A 16152-nucleotide genomic window follows, 5' to 3' on the forward strand; every position below is an offset into this window, starting at 1 on the left:
GGTGGGCGGGGGGGGGGGGGGGGGGGCGGCCGGGGGGGGGGGGGGGGGGGCCGGGGGCCGGGCCCCGGGGGGGGCCGGCGGCGCCCGGGCGCCCGACGCCGCCGGACCGCGCACCGGGGAGCCCGGGGCCGTCGCCAACGAGGTCGACGAGGAGTCCGACGCGATCGCCGTCATCGGTATGGCGTGCCGTTTCCCGGGCGGGGTCAGCTCTCCGGAGGAGCTGTGGCGACTGGTCGAGGGTGGCGTCGATGCGGTTGGGCCGTTCCCGACCAATCGCGGCTGGGATCTCGACGCTCTCCACGATCCCGATCCGGACAGGCCGGGGACCTCCTACGTGCGGGAGGGCGGGTTCGTCTACGACGCGGACCTGTTCGACCCGGAGTTCTTCAACATCAATCGGCGGGAGGCCACCGCGCTCGATCCGCAGCAGCGGCTGATGCTGGAGACGTCGTGGGAGGCGATCGAACGCGCGGGCCTCGATCCGCGCTCGCTGCACGGCACCAGCACCGGGGTGTTCGCAGGTGTGATCGCGGGTGACTACGCCGGCGCGGGGGGCCGTGTGCCGACGGATTTCGAGGGATACCTGTCAACAGGCAACACGACGAGCGTCGCCTCCGGCCGGGTCTCTTACACCCTGGGCCTGGAGGGTCCCGCGGTGACGGTGGACACGGCGTGTTCGTCGTCTCTGGTCGCCCTGCACCTGGCCGGTCAGGCGCTGCGCGGCGGCGAGTGTGACCTCGCGCTCGCCGGCGGAGTGACGATCATGTCGGGGCCCCGCAACTTCGTGGAATTCAGCCGGCAGCGGGCGCTGTCGCCGGCCGGGCGATGCAAGGCGTTCGCCGCCGACGCCGACGGCACCGGCTGGGGCGAGGGCGCCGGGATGCTACTGCTGGAACGGCTCGCCGACGCGCGGCGCAACCAGCATCGGGTGCTCGCCGTCGTCCGCGGCTCCGCCGTGAACCAGGACGGTGCCAGCAACGGTCTGACCGCGCCGCACGGACCGTCGCAGCAACGGGTCATCCGCGCCGCGCTCGCCGCCGCGCGGCTCGCTCCGGACGAGGTCGACGCGGTGGAGGCACACGGCACGGGTACTCCGCTCGGCGATCCCATTGAGGCCCAGGCGCTGATCGCCACCTATGGCGAGCGGGGTGCACGGGCGGAGCCGCTGTGGCTGGGGTCGATCAAATCGAACATCGGGCACACTCTCGCGGCGGCGGGCGTCGCCGGTGTGATCAAGATGGTCGAGGCGATGCGGCACGAGGTGTTGCCGCGCACCCTGCACGTGACCGAGCCGACCTCGGCCGTCGACTGGTCGCGGGACACCGTCCGGTTGCTGGCTGACCAGCAGCCCTGGCCGTCCGCGGGCCGTCCGCGCCGTTCGGCGGTGTCGTCGTTCGGCATCAGTGGGACCAACGCCCACGTCATCCTCGAACAGGGCCCCGCCGACGAGCCGGTGTCCACGCCCCGGCCCCTGCCGGCCGAGGGCACCGATTTGTCCTCGCCTCGCCCCGGTGCGGCGCCCGGCCCCCTGCGCACCGGGACGAGGCCGGTACCCGTCGTCCTGTCCGCGCGTACCTCGGGCGCCCTGCGCGACCAGGCCGCGCGGCTTCTCGACCTGGTCGACTCGGACGACCCGCCGCCGCTGGTCGCCACGGCCGCGGCGCTCGCGACCCAGCGCTCCAGGTTCGAGCGGCACGCGGTGGTGCTCGCCGCGGACCACGCCGAGCTGGCACGTGGCCTCGCCGCGGCCGCGAGCGGGCGACAGGCACCGAACCTCGTGCTCGGCGCGGCCGACGAGCGGGCCAGGACCGTGTTCGTTTTTCCCGGTCAGGGCTCGCAGTGGCGCGGGATGGCCGTCGACCTGCTGGCGGACGAGCCGGTCTTCGCCGAGCGGTTGCGGGACTGCGCGCGGGAGCTGTCTGACCACGTTGGCTGGTCGGTGATCGACGTGCTGCGCGGGTCACCGGGCGCGCCTCCGCTCGACCGGGTCGACGTCGTTCAGCCCACCCTGTTCGCGGTGATGGTTTCGCTGGCGGAGCTGTGGCGCTCGGTCGGGATCCGCCCGTCGGCCGTGGTGGGCCACTCGCAGGGGGAGATCGCGGCGGCGTACGTGGCCGGGGCGATGTCGCTGTCCGAAGCGGCCCGCGTGGTCGCGGTCCGCAGCAGGCTGATCGGCCGCGCGATCGTGGACCAGCGGGCCGCCGCAGCCGGCGACGAGGGTCGGCCTGGCCAGGCTGGTGGGGCCGGCCGGCCCGGGGGGATGGGCGCGGTGGGCCTCGTAGCCGTGGAGGTGCGCGAGCGACTGGCTGCCTGGGGCGAGCGGCTCGGCATCGCGGCGCACAACGGTCCGCGCTCGACCGTGGTCTCCGGCGACGCCGACGCGTTGGACGAGTTCCTGGCGTCCTGCGTCGCCGACGGTGTTCGGGCGCGACGCGTCGAGGTGGACTATGCGTCCCATTCGGCCCACATGGACGGGCTGCACGACGAGATGCTCGACCTGCTGGGTGGTCTGACGCCGCGTTCCGGCGAGGTCCCGTTCCACTCCACGGTGGAGGGAAGGCCCGTCGACACGGCGACGCTGGACGCCGAGTACTGGTTCCGCAACCTGCGCTCGACGGTCCGGCTCGAACCGGTGATCCGGGCACTCGCCGAACAGGGCCACGAGCTGTTCCTGGAGTGCTCGCCGCACCCGGTGCTGACCCTCGGCATCGAGGAGACTCTCGACACGCTGCCGCCGGGCCGCCGGGCCGGTGTCGTCGGCTCGCTGCGCCGTGACGAGGGGGGCCCGCGGGACTTCCTGCTCTCGGCGGCCACCGCCCACACCCTGGGCGCCTTCCTCGACGTCCCCGCCATGCTCGGGGCGCACGACCCGGTGTCCAGCCAGGGCTCGAGCGTGGACGCGTCGCCTGATCACCGGATGGCCGGCGATCCGGTGAGCGCGCCGCGACCGGGTCCGGCCGCCCGGCCCGAACCGTCCAGCGAGCCGCGTGGTCTCCCGCTGAGTCTGCCCACCTACCCGTTCCAGCGCCGCCGGTTCTGGTTGGAGATGGCTCGCGGGAGCGCGGACGTGGCCGGTCTCGGTCTCGTCGCGGGCGGGCATCCGCTGCTGACCGCGACGGTTGAGCTCGCCGGTGGCAGGGGCGTGGTGCACACCGGTCGGCTGTCCACGCAGAACACGCCATGGCTGGCCGAGCACGGGCTGGCGGGCACCGCCCTGCTGCCGGGGACGGCGTTCGTCGAGCTGGTCCTCGCCGCGGCGCGGTCGGCCGGCCTCGACCGGATCGAGGAGCTGACCCTGGCGGAGCCACTCCTGCTCGCGCCGGACCGTTCCGTGCGTCTTCAGGTGACGGTCACGGGGACCGGGGCATACGAGGAGCCCGGAGCGGAGAACGGTGCGTACGGCGTCGCCAGCGGTGGCCGGTCCGTGGAGGTGCACTCCCGGACGGACGGCGACGAGATCTGGACTCTGCACGCCTCCGCCGTCGTGACCAGCGGCGACGGCCCTCTGGACCGCATGGCTGAGGACCAGGTGACCGCGGCCGCCGGGCCCGGCACCGGTAGCGCCGCCGCGGCAGGGCCGGCGACCTGGCCGCCGCCCGGGGCGGCCAGCATCGCCGTCGATGACCTGTACGACGACCTGCATACCCGCGGATACGAGTACGGCCCGACGTTCCAGGGGCTGCGGGCGGCCTGGCGGTCAGGCTCCGAGCTGTACGCGGAGGTGGCTCTTCCGCCGGAGACCGCGACGGGAGGGTTCCTGCTGCATCCGGCACTGCTGGACGCCTGCCTGCATCCGATGGCCGCGTCCGCGGGCGGAACCGACCACGGCCTGGGCGACGGCGTCGTGCGCGTTCCGTTCGCCTGGCGCGGCGTACGGATCGAGACGGCGGACGTGTCGACTCTGCGGGTGCGGCTCGCGCCGGTCGACGGCGGCGAGGCTATGTCGTTGCGGGCGACGACACCCGACGGCCGGGTCGTCGCCGTCGCCGACGCCGTCGTGGTCCGCGAGATGCCGGCGGCCCGGCTACGGGCGGCGACCCGGCAGGAGTCCCTCTTTGAGCTGGTCTGGGAGCCCGCCGTCCCGTCGTCTCGCCCCGCGGCGGCCCAGCCCGGGTGGACGGTGCTCGGTCCGGACCCGCTCGGCCTGCCCGGCCCACGGGCCGCGACGCTGGACGAGATCGCCGGTCTCGCGGCGGACGGGTCCGGACATCCGCCGGCCACACCGAGGACCGTGGTCGTGGCGGCGCTGACGCCGGCGGCCGCGTGGGCGCCCGACCTGGCCACGACAGCCGACGCGGCGGCCGTGCGGGAGCTGACCAGGTCGATGCTGGCCGCGCTGCGGGCGTGGCTGGCCGACGACCGGTTCGATGAGGACATTCTCGCCGTCGTGACCCGCGGCGCGGTGTCCACAGCCGACGAACCGTTGGTGGATGTCGCCGCGGCAGCGGTCTGGGGCCTGGTCCGGTCAGCCCAGGCCGAGCACCCGGGTCGGATCGTGCTGGTCGACCTCGACGGCGCGGGGAACCCGGCCGCGGACCTGGCCGGAGCGCTCGCAAGCGGTGAGCCTCAGCTCGCCGTCCGGGCCGGCGTCTCGCTCGTCCCGTACCTTGCCCGTCCGCGGGACGGCGAAGGCGGGTCACCTACGGACGGGCCCAGGCGCCTCGGCGGGGGCTCCGACGTCGTTCACCGGCCGCGGCCGCTCGACGCGGACGGCACCGTGCTGATCACAGGCGCCAGCGGGACGCTCGCGGGCCTCCTCGCCGAGCATCTCGTTCGCGTGCACGGCGCCCGCCACCTGCTCCTGCTTAGCCGGCGCGGACCGGCGGCGCCGGGCGCCGACAGGCTAGGGCAGCGGCTGACCGATCTGGGCGCGCGCGCGACCGTGCTCGCCTGCGACGTCGCCGACCGGGCAGCGCTGGCCCGGGTGCTCGACGCGGTGCCGGTCGAGCACCCGCTGACAGCGGTGTTTCACGCCGCGGGACTCCTGCGCGACCGTACCGTCACGGCGCTGACCGACGACGACCTCGACGCCGTGTTCCGGCCCAAGGTCGACGCCGTGGCGCATCTGCACGAGATGACAGCTGACGCCGACCTCGCCGAGTTCGTCGTGTTCTCCTCGCTGGTGGCGACGATCGGCGGCGCGGGCCAGGCGAACTACGCCGCGGCCAACGCCTACCTGGACGCGCTGGCGCAGCGGCGGTGGGCAGCCGGCCTGCCGGCGAGGTCCCTCGCCTGGGGCCTGTGGGCGCCCGCGTCGGGCATGACCCGAGAGCTCGGCGCCGAGGACCTCGCCCGGCTGACCCGCTTTGGGCTGACACCCATGACGGCCGAACAGGGGCTCGCCGCCTTCGATCGGGCTCTGGAGGTGGACCGGCCGGTCGTCGCCCCGGCGCTGCTGCACGCGGCCGCCCTGCGGGCGGCCGCCAGGGACGGCCTGCTGGCCCCGGTGCTGCGCCGGCTCGCGCCGGCCCCGCTGGCCCGCCACGCCCAGGACGCCGAGGTGAATCTCGCCGCCCGGTTGGGCGGACTCGACCCGGCGGAGCGCGCGCAGGCCGTCCTCGACCTGGTACTGGGCACGATCGGCACCGTTCTGGGCCGCGGCGGGGAGCCGGTGACGCCGGGGGGTGGACCGGCCGCCACGGACGCCGAGACCGTCGAGCCGGACCGGGCCTTCAAGGACCTCGGCTTCGAGTCGCTGACGGTCGTCGAGCTACGCAACCGGCTGGGCGCCGCGACCGGCCTGCGCCTGCCGGCAACGCTCGCGTTCGACCATCCGACGCCACGCGCGGTCGCCCAGTACCTCATGTCGGCGCTCATCCCGGCGCGGGCAGACGATCCGGCGGGGGATGGGGCGGACATCGGCACCCTGCTTGACCGCCTGGAGGCCAGTCTCACAGCCGCGACCGCGCCGGATCCGGCCCACTGGGGCGAGGTCGACGGGCGGATGCGGCGGATGCTCGCCGCGTGGGCCGCCGCCCAGACCGGAGGCCAGCCCGCCGGTCTCGCGTCACCCGTCACGGAACGCATCGGTACCGCATCCGCCAGCGAGATCTTCGACTTCATCGACCGCGAGCTGGGCAGATCGGACCGGGCCACGCCGGCCCGAGGAGAGGGCTGAACCGATGACGACGAACGAGACTACGCGGATGACAGCCCCGGCACCTGAGGCGACCGAGCCGACCTCGGCGAACGAGGAGAAACTCGTCGACTACCTGCGCTGGGTGACGGCCGACCTGCACGAGACCCGCGAGCGGCTGCGGATGGCGACCGCCGCCGAGCCCGAACCGGTGGCGATCGTCGGCATGGCATGCCGCTATCCCGGCGGCGTCGAGGACCCTGACGGGCTGTGGGAGGTGGCGGCGGGCGGGCTCGACGTCGTGGCCGACTTCCCAGCGGACCGCGGCTGGGACCTCGACGCGCTCTACGACCCGAACCCCGACAGCCCTGGCACCACCTACACCCGGCAAGGGGCCTTCTTGCGGGAGGTCGCGGCCTTCGACCCGGGCTTCTTCGGGCTCAGCCCGCGGGAGGCGAAGGCGACCGACCCGCAGCACCGGCTGCTGCTCGAGGTGGCGTGGGAGGCGATCGAGCGGGCCGGGATCGACCCGGCGACGCTGCGCGGAAGCCGGACCGGTGTCTTCGCCGGCGTCATGTACAGCGACTATGCCACCCGACTGCCGAGTGTCCCGCCCGAGTACGAGCCCTATCTGGGCAGTGGCACGGCGGCCAGCGTCGCGTCCGGTCGGATCTCCTACACGCTGGGGCTGGAAGGCCCCGCCGTCACTCTCGACACCGCGTGCTCGTCGTCGCTGGTGGCCGTGCATCTCGCGGTGCGGGCACTGCGCTCCGGTGAGTGCACCATGGCGCTCGCGGGCGGGGTGACGGTGATGTCGACGCCGGCGGTGTTCACGGACTTCAGCCGCCAGCGCGCTCTCGCTCCGGACGGGCGGTGCAAGGCCTTCTCGGCGGACGCCGACGGAACCGGGTTCGGTGAGGGCGCTGGGCTGCTACTGCTGGAACGGCTGTCCGACGCGCGGCGGGCGGGGCATCCGGTACTCGCGGTCGTCCGAGGGTCGGCCGTGAACCAGGACGGCGCGAGCAATGGGCTGACCGCCCCGAACGGCCCCGCGCAGGAGCGCGTCATCCGGGCCGCGCTCGCGGACGCGAGGCTCCTGCCCCGCCAGGTCGACGCCGTCGAGGCGCATGGCACCGGCACCGCGCTGGGCGACCCGATCGAAGCGGGGGCGCTGCTCGCCGCCTACGGCCAGGAGCGCGAGCAGCCGCTGTGGCTCGGCTCGGTCAAGTCCAACATCGGCCACACCCAGGCCGCCGCCGCGGTCGCCGGCGTCATCAAGATGGTGATGGCGCTGCGGCACGGCCTGCTGCCGGCCTCGCTGCACATCGGAGCGCCTTCTCCTCATGTGGACTGGGGCAGCGGGCGGGTGGAGCTGCTGACGCGGAGCAGGCCGTGGGCTGCCGGGCTGGAGCCGCGGCGCGCGGGGGTGTCCTCCTTCGGCATCAGTGGGACGAACGCGCATCTGATCCTGGAGGAGGCACCGCCGAACACCGCGGCCGCCGACGCCTCGCCCGCTGGGGCTTCGCCCGGCCTGGGACGGCAGCCGGACGCGCCGTCACCACGCCCGCTCGCCCTCGTGCTGTCCGGCCGTGACCCGTCCGCGCTGCGGGCGAATGCCGGCCGGCTACATGACGCGCTGGCCGACCGCGCGTCGCTGCGCCCCGCCGAGGTCGCGGCCACCCTGGCCGCGCGAACCCGCTTCGAGCACCGCGCGGTCCTCGTCGGCACCGACCGCGACGAGCTGCTGCGAGGGCTGCGCGCACTGTCGGCCGGCACGTCCGCGCAGGGACTCGTCACCGGGGTCGCGCGGCACCGGCGTACCGCCTTCCTCTTCACCGGCCAGGGCAGCCAGCGGCTCGGCATGGGTGGCGAGCTGCGGACGGCGTTCCCGGTGTTCGACGAGACGCTCGACGAGCTGGCCGCTCACCTCGACGAGCATCTGGAGCAGCCGCTGCTGTCGGTGATGTTCGCCTCGCCGCGGTCGGCGACCGCGGCTCTGGTCGACCAGACGCTTTACACCCAGGCGGCGCTGTTCGCGGTCGAGGTGGCGCTATTCCGCACGGCGTGGTGGGCAGGCCTGCGGCCGGACTTCCTGATCGGGCACTCGATCGGCGAGCTGGCCGCGGCGCACGTCGCCGGGGTGCTGTCAGCCCGGGACGCGAGTGCGCTCGTCGCCGGTCGCGGCCGGCTGATGCAGTCGATCGAGGACACTGGCACGATGGTCGCCATCGCCGCGGCGGAGGAGGCCGTGCGCGAGTCCATGGTCGGCTACGAGCGACGGGTCGCCGTCGCCGCGGTCAACGGGCCGGCCGCGACGGTCGTGTCGGGCGACGCGGACGCGGTCGCGGCACTCGCCGCGCAGTGGCGACGCGCGGGGACGAGAACCAGGCGGCTGAAGGTGAGCCATGCCTTCCATTCCCATCACCTGGACTCGGTCCTGGCGGAGTTCGGCCGCCTCGCGGCCGGTCTGACCTACTCCCCGCCGACGATCCCCATCGTGTCGAACCTGACCGGCGCTCCGGTGCCGGCCGGCGAGCTGCTGTCCGCCGACCACTGGGTGCGCCACGCGAGGCAGACCGTCCGCTTCCTGGACGGCGTGCGCTGGCTGCTGGGCAGCGGCGTCGACACCTTCGTCGAGCTCGGCCCTGACGCTGTTCTGAGCGGGCTGGTCGCCGGTTGCGCGCCGTCCGGGAACGTGGCACTCCTCCCGATGATGCGCGCCGGACAACCGGAGGTGGGCACGTTCACCACCGTTCTGGGGTCCGCCTCTGCCCGCGGCGCCGAGGTGGACTGGTCGGCCGTGATGTTCGACGGCGCGCCGCCCGGGCGCGTCGAGCTGCCCAGCTACGCCTTCGCCCGGCGGCGCTACTGGCTCGACTCGCCGGCCGAGAGGCGGGTCTCGACGCCCGTGCGGGCCGCCGAGGACGCTTTCTGGGCGCTCGTCGACGCGGACGACGCCGACGGTCTGGGTGACCTGCTCAGCGGTGGCGAGCCCGTGCCCGAGCCGGTCGGCGGCGGACTGCCCAGCGGTCCCGAGGGTCCCTCCGTCCGACTCGACGGGATCCGCGCGCTGCTTCCCGCGCTCGCCAGCTGGCGGCGCGCCCTGCTCGACGACCCACCCGGGATCGGGCAGCACGCGACCGACCCGGAGGAGGACCAGGACGAGGACGAAGACGAGGACGAGGACGGTGCCCCGGCGGCGCTGCGGGAGCGCCTGCGTGGACTCGACGCGTCGGCCCAGGAGGACCTCCTGCTCGGTCTCGTGCGCGGCCACGCCGCGGCAGTGCTGGGCCACGCCTCGGCCGTCGACGTCGAGGAGGACAGGAGCCTGCTGGAAAGCGGGATGTCGTCGTTCTCCGCGCTGGAGTTTCGTGACGCCCTGCGGCGGGACACCGGCCTGGCTCTCGAACCGGCGATGATCATGGACTATCCGGCGCCGGCGGCGCTGGCGCGTCATCTGCGGTCGGAGATGGTGGCGCTACTCCTCGCGGACGCCGACGCCTAGCCGCAGGATCCGGCGCTGCTCTCAACCGACGTGACCGACGTGTCAGCACCCGCCGGCCCCGGCGACCCGGACTTGGGCGTGGCCGGGGAGGACGAGTTCACCGTGGCCATCAGACGAACGAGCTCGCTCTTCGACCGCACGTTGAGCTTGCGGTAGATCCGGGTCAGATGGACGTCGACGGTTCGCGGGCTCAGGCCTAGTCGCCCGGCGATCTCGCGGCTCGTCCCACCCTCGCCCGCCACCCTGGCTACCTCTCGTTCGCGGTTCGTCAGGGCGGCGAAGGTGCCCTCTTCGAGAGGGTCCCCCGGTGGGCGCGGGGCGTCGAGACTGTCGAGTTCCTCGGCGATCTCGGCGTACAGCCGGCGGGCGCCGCACCGAAGCGCACTCGCCTGGCCGCGGCGAAGCATGTCCACCGCCTCGTCGCTTCGGCCCGCGTCGACGGCGGCGAACGACCCCAGGTAGAGGGCGAGGGCACGGGCGACCAGCATGCCGCCGTCGACGAACATCGTCGCGGCGCGCCAGTACAGGGTGAGTGCCCGACCGCTGTCTCCCCTCGACTGCAGCACGTGCGCCTCGGCGAGTACTGCGAGCGCGTATTGATAGGCCAGCCCGAGCGGTCTGGCGGCCGCCCCGGCGCGGTGCGCCCACCTCACGTCGTGGTCGCCCGCGGCGATCGTCGCGGCCGTGAGCAGCCCGAAGCAGGCCGGCCGCAACAGCACGGGCAGCGCCCGCAGCTCGGGGCCTCCGCCCGCCTCCAGGATGAGCGACACGCACCGGCCCGAGTCTCCCTCCGCGAGAGCCGCCAGTGCCAGCACGACGGTCGGGTTCAGGCCCCACAGCGCTGGGGCCGACGAGGACGCCGTCACCGCCTCCTCTGCTCGGTCGATCGCCGTCCGGTCCCCGGGCAGGGTGTCGAGAAGCAGGCAGAATGACTCGATCATGAGAGTCAGTCCGAGCGCGGCGTCCGCGTCCATCCGCCGCGCCCACCAGGTGGCCTCGGCGCAGGCCCGTCCGGCGTTCCGAAGGTCTCCGACCATGATGTGCAGGTAGCCCCGGCCGCTGAGCAGCACGGGCAGCGCGTGGAAGTCGCCGGTTCGACGGGCGATCGCGATTCCGCGGTCGAGGTGGCGCTCCGACGAGCGCGACCCTCCCAGCAGGATCTCGGCCCAGCCCAGGACGGCGAGGTACTCCGCCAGGTGCATCGTGTCGTTGGGGAGCATGTCGGCGATCTCGGCGCAGGGCTGGGCGGCGTGCAGTGCCTCCGCGACGCGACCGGCCAGCGCCTCTCCGAGCGCTCGCACCGCGAGGGCGCCGCACTCCTCGGCCCGCGTCCCGTGACGCCGGGCGAGGCTCACCAGGTCGGCCGAGACTTCCGGGAACAGCTCCTGCGTCTCCATGACGGTGCCGAGCGCTTCGGCGATCTTCAGGCTGACGGGACGTGTGGCCGGCCCAGCGGCGACAACACCGGCCGACGCGGCGCCTCGCCCACCGGCGAAGTTCCCCAGAAAACAATCCCGTAGTACCCGGAACGACCGAGCGTAGTCGACGCTCGGCGTGGCCTCGTCCGCCAGCCTGAACATCAGCGAGTCCAGCACCCGTTGGCTTTCCGGATGTCGCCCCGCCGCAGTAAGCGCCTTGACCAGCAGGATCACCAGCCTGGTCCAGGAGGGCCCGAGGTAGCCATTCGGGCTGGCGGCCGCGACGGCCTCGATCGTCATCCGTGTCCAGCGCGCCATTGCCTCCGGTTCGAGGCACAGAAACTGGCCGGCGTGCCTGAGCAGGATCTCGACGGTCTCGACGCTCGACACGACGAGCGCGCGCTCCAGGTGCCAGTCCACCTCAGCGGAGATGTCACCCCGGTGCAGCAGCTGACCCAGCGCGCGCCGATGCATCAGGCTGCGCAGGCAGTGGTCCATGTTCTCGTAGCGCACCTCGCGCACGACGGGGTGCCGGAACCGGAAGACCGGCGGCCCGCCGTGGTCCACGCGCAGCAGGTCGCGCTGCACCAGGCTGCTCGCAGCGTCAAGGACCTCACGCGCGGTGAGACCTGCCAGCTCGGCGGCCAGTTCGAGGCGTAGCTTTCCCAGCACCGCCGCCGTGTCGGCGACCAGCGACTCATCGCGGCTCAGGAGGGCCATCTCGCGCAGCAGTGCGTGGGCGCCGCCGCCCACGGCCGCCTGCCCCACGCCGACCTCGGCCCAGCGGGTGGCCAGTAGCTGCAGGTATAGCGGGTTACCCTCGCTCTCCCGGTGCAGGTCGGCGAGGGCCGGTGCCTGCCGAGGCCATCCCAGCAGTAGGGCGCACTGGTCCAAGTCGAGACCATCGAGATCGATGCGCCGGGTGATGTTCGGCAGGTCGTGGGCGCCTGCCAGCACCGCGAGCAGCCGGGCTGAGGACTGGCGCGGCCGGTGTGCCACCACCACCAGCACGCCGCGCGGCGGGCTGCGCAGGACCGCCTCGAGCGCCTCGATCGTCCGTGTGTCGGCGAGGTGGAGGTCGTCGAAGACGAACACCAGTTCGGTCGCCGCACGCTCGATGATCGGCCGCGTGGTCGGTAGAAGGGCGATGACGTCCAGGATCCCGGCCGTCTCGGGCCGCCGTGGCGTCCCGGTGGGCGTGCCGGCTTCCCCCCCATCGGCGAACGGGCGTTCGGGTGACCACTCGCCCGCCGCGGCTCCGCTGGCAGTGGCCGATCTGATGCCGGACCGGGCCAGTTCCTCTCCGAATGCCCTCAGCAGATGTGTCTTGCCGGCGCCCGGATCCCCGGACACCTCGACAATGACCGCGCAACCGGACCTAGCCAGGTCCAGGGCCGACAATAGCAGACGCATCTCATCGGCGCGGATTACGACGGACCGCAGGTCCGTCCAGCTTTTTTCCTCCACCCGAATAACACCTCCGCTCACGGCGGGCGAGCGATACCACAGACGTGACCTGCGAAGGTCCGTCGGCGAAGCACCCACCAGAAGGGTGGCACGTCACGGTCCGTGTCATGCGCGCGGCGATTGCAGCGTTCCTCTCGGCGATGACATGTACCGTATCTGTCCCGCGCTCGGCGCGACGCTGGCGAGAACACCGAGTCAGATGGCTGACAGGACCTTCATAACATTCGACGACGCTTGCCAAGACGCAAGGACGAGAGTGTGAGGATGGTCACCCAACAGATGTCAAAACAGGACAAAACGCCGCCCTCGGTCACGATCGGTGGTCGGAGCGACTCCACTCGTTGCATGCTGTGCGGGTAGGTAGTTTCTCTAATACGCACCGCTTCCGGCGCCTGGCAGTGTCAAGTGCGGTCGGCGGCGTGCACATCCTGCCGACCTCCATCCTCGCTACGAGTTTCTGGAGGCCGGATGCGTTACCAGGTGCTGGGACCGGTCAGGGTGGTCAGACAGGGCCGGGAATTCCTCGCGAACGCACGCAAGATTGAACTCTTGCTAGCCGTTTTCATCACGCGGGCGAACGAGGTGGTAAGCGTCGGACAGCTCATCACGGAACTCTGGGCCGAAGATCCGCCGCGGCGTGCGAACGCAGCTCTGCACGTGTACGTTTCGCAGCTGAGAAAACTCCTGGTCAACTCCGAGAAAGCCGGCACCGGGATCATGACGCGGCCTCCCGGTTACCTGCTCGTACAGGGCACCGACGAGATCGATGTCCAGGACTTCCAGCGGCTCGTCGACCGCGGCCGCCATCTCCTCGAAGGGGCCGACGCGCACGGCGCGGAACAGGAGTTCAGAGCGGCGCTGGCGCTGTGGCGCGGACCCGTCTTCGGTGACGTCCAGGGCGACGGGCCGATCGTCCGCGGCTTTACCGCCTGGGCACAGGAGGCACAGCAGGAATGCCTCGAGCTGCACATGGAGGCGCTGCTGGCGGCCGGGCGGCACCGGCAGGTCGTCGGCCCGCTCTACCAGCTGGTATCCCAGCACCCCCTGCGGGAGTCCTTCTACCGGCAGCTCATGCTCGCGCTCTATCGCTCGGACCGGCAGGCAGACGCGCTTGGCGTGTTCCAAAAGGCGCAGCGAGCCCTGGACACCGAGCTGGGCGTGCAGCCGTGCCGGACGCTGCGGGATCTGCACCGCACCATCCTGCTGGGCGAGCAGCGGTCCGCCGAGCAGCCGACCGACCAGGGGGAACTGATCTCGTGAGTGTCCGTGCTCCTCGAGGCGCACGCCTTCTGGCCAGGTTCAGCGGCCCTTTGGGCCGCGTCGGCAGCGTGCTCCCATGACCCTGTTGACGGACAAGAGGACGATCCCCACGCACGACCCGCTGGCGCGGCTGTCACAACTGTTCGACCGGGACTCGTTTCTGCCGCTGGGCGGCGGCGGCCGTCGCGGGGTGGTGACCGGACGTGGCCTCGTCGACGGTGAAAGCGTGATCGCCTACTGCAGCGATCCGGCGGTGATGGGCGGCGCGATGGGCATCGACGGCTGCGCGGACATCGTCGCGGCGATCGCCCTCGCTCACCGCGAGCTCCAGCCGGTCGTCGGGCTCTGGCATTCCGGAGGGGCCAGGTTGGCGGAGGGCGCCGCCGCGCTACACGCGGTCGGTGCCGTCTTCAGCGCGATGACCAAGGCCTCCGGTGCGATTCCGCAGATCTCTGTGGTTCTGGGAGCGGCTGCCGGCGGAGCCGCCTACGGTCCAGCCCTGACCGACCTGATCATCATGGCTCCGGCCGGCCGGGTGTTCGTCACCGGCCCCGATGTCGTGCGGGAGGTCACCGGTGAGTCGGTCGACATGGAGGGACTGGGCGGCCCGGAGGCGCACGGGCGCAGATCAGGCGTCGCGCACATCGTCGCGAGCTCCGAGCAGGACGCGTATGCGCGGGCGCGCCGCGTGCTGGGGATATTCACCCGGCCGGGCAGCATCGACTCGACGTCCGTCATCGAGGAGAACGACCTGGCCCGGTTCCTTCCCGAGTCGCCGCGACGCGCCTATGACGTGCGCCCCCTGGTCCGTGCCCTGGTCGACGCCGAGCCTGGGGGATCTTCCGAGATCGCTGGGGCCGGATCGGACCTGAGCTCGTTCGAGGAGGTACAAGCTCGCTGGGCTCCGAACGTCGTGACCGGGTTCGGCCGCCTCGCCGGCCGGTCGATCGGTGTGATCGCCAACAACCCACTTCGCAAGGGCGGTTGTCTCGATGCGCGCGCTGCGGAGAAGTCCGCCCGGTTCGTTCGGATGTGCGACGCCCTGGGCGTGCCGCTGGTCATTCTCGTCGACGTTCCGGGCTACCTTCCCGGCGTCGAGCAGGAATGGGACGGTGTGGTGCGCCGAGGCGCGAAACTGCTGCACGCCTTCGCTGAGGCAGTCGTCCCCCGCGTCACGCTGGTCACCCGAAAGTCCTTCGGCGGCGCCTACATCGCCATGAACTCGCGCTCACTAGGCGCGACCAAGGTTTTCGCATGGCCAGGGGCGCATGTCGCCGTCATGGGACCTGCGGCCGCGGTGGGCATCCTGCGCCGCCGCGAACTCGCCGCGGCTCCTGACGGGGAACGCGCAGCGCTGCGAACCCGGCTGGCCGCCGAGCACGAGCGTGAGACGGGCGGGATCGAACGCGCCCGCGAGACGGGCGTCATCGACGAGATCATCGAGCCGGCCACCACCCGGCGACGCATCGCCCAGGCGCTGGCCGAGGCTCCGCCGGCCCGCGGGAGGCACGGAAACATTCCGCTGTAGGACGGCGAGCCCGACCTCCTCCCGATCATCCGCCGTCACGCCTGGATCGCCCTTCCGGACCGGCCCCGCGGAGATCCACTCAGCAAGGTCCTTCCTTACTCGCGAAGAAGGCGACCACGATGCCGCAGAACGACTGGATACGACGGTTCCATGTGTCCGAGGGTGCTCATGTCCGGCTTGTCTGCCTACCGCACGCGGGCGGGAGCGCCGCCCAGTTCTTCTGGCTGTCGAAGGCGCTGGCACCGCACATCGAGGCGTTGGCCGTCCAGTACCCGGGACGCCAGGACCGTCGGCACGAGCCCTTTCTCAGCAGTATCGAGGAACTCGCCGACGCAATCTTCGTGGAGCTTGCTGACTGGCGCGACCGCCCACTGGCGCTCTTCGGGCACAGCATGGGCGCCGTACTCGCCTTCGAGGTCGCTCGACGGCTCCAGGACCAGCTTGGCCAGCCCCCGTTCCGGATCTTCGTCTCCGGCCGGCGGGCACCCTCGCTGAAGCCCGGGGAGCGATTCCACGCGGCCGATGACGAAAGCCTGATCGCGCAAATCACCCGACTGAACGGCACGGATCCCCGAGTCCTCGCCGACGACGAGATGCTGCGGCTGTCTCTGCCGGTGATCCGCAACGACTACCGGGTGGTGGAGATGTACCGCTGCGGACCGGACGTCGCCCTGACGAGCCCGATCTCGGTCCTCATCGGAGACTCCGACCCCCATTCCACGGTGGAGGAGGCTCGCGCCTGGGACCGGCACACCCGCGGCGAGTGCACAGCGACCGTCTTCCCCGGCGGCCATTTCTTCCTTGACAACCATCGCGCCGCCGTCGCCCAGCTGATCCTCGACGACAGCGCCGTCGGGTCGTGGCAGGGCTGACGGTCTGTCGCGCCATCGGTGTTTCC

General features: G+C 72.4%; 5 protein-coding genes and 1 pseudogene. 5 read left to right on the forward strand and 1 reads right to left on the reverse strand.

Annotated features, from left to right (window positions below; all coding sequences use genetic code 11):
- Window position 1: 1 nt before the first annotated feature.
- On the forward strand, window positions 2-6118 hold the full coding sequence (locus I6A60_RS25085) for a type I polyketide synthase (RefSeq protein WP_307873855.1): 6117 nt from the start codon (window positions 2-4) through the stop codon (window positions 6116-6118).
- Window positions 6119-6122: 4 nt separating this feature from the next.
- Window positions 6123-9524, forward strand: a pseudogene (locus I6A60_RS25090) (type I polyketide synthase); the annotation flags it as partial.
- A gap of 53 nt (window positions 9525-9577) precedes the next feature.
- Here the strand turns inward: I6A60_RS25090 and I6A60_RS43680 are convergent.
- A complete protein-coding gene (locus tag I6A60_RS43680) occupies window positions 9578-12544 on the reverse strand; it encodes a LuxR C-terminal-related transcriptional regulator (protein ID WP_374210296.1) in 2967 nt (988 codons plus the stop codon).
- Window positions 12545-12934: 390 nt separating this feature from the next.
- Here I6A60_RS43680 and I6A60_RS25100 point away from each other — a divergent pair, with 390 nt between their 5' ends.
- From I6A60_RS25100 to I6A60_RS25110, 3 genes are all read left to right on the forward strand, one after another.
- On the forward strand, window positions 12935-13726 hold the full coding sequence (locus I6A60_RS25100) for an AfsR/SARP family transcriptional regulator (protein WP_203022795.1): 792 nt from the start codon (window positions 12935-12937) through the stop codon (window positions 13724-13726).
- Window positions 13727-13802: 76 nt separating this feature from the next.
- Window positions 13803-15254 (forward strand): acyl-CoA carboxylase subunit beta, encoded by a 1452-nt coding sequence (locus tag I6A60_RS25105; protein ID WP_203022796.1) that lies wholly within the window; start codon window positions 13803-13805, stop codon window positions 15252-15254.
- Window positions 15255-15373: 119 nt separating this feature from the next.
- Window positions 15374-16126 (forward strand): thioesterase II family protein, encoded by a 753-nt coding sequence (locus tag I6A60_RS25110; protein ID WP_203022797.1) that lies wholly within the window; start codon window positions 15374-15376, stop codon window positions 16124-16126.
- The last annotated feature ends 26 nt before the right edge of the window (window positions 16127-16152 follow it).

This window comes from Frankia sp. AgB1.9 (assembly GCF_016786355.1).
In the GTDB taxonomy this organism is placed as follows: Bacteria; Actinomycetota; Actinomycetes; order Frankiales; family Frankiaceae; genus Pseudofrankia.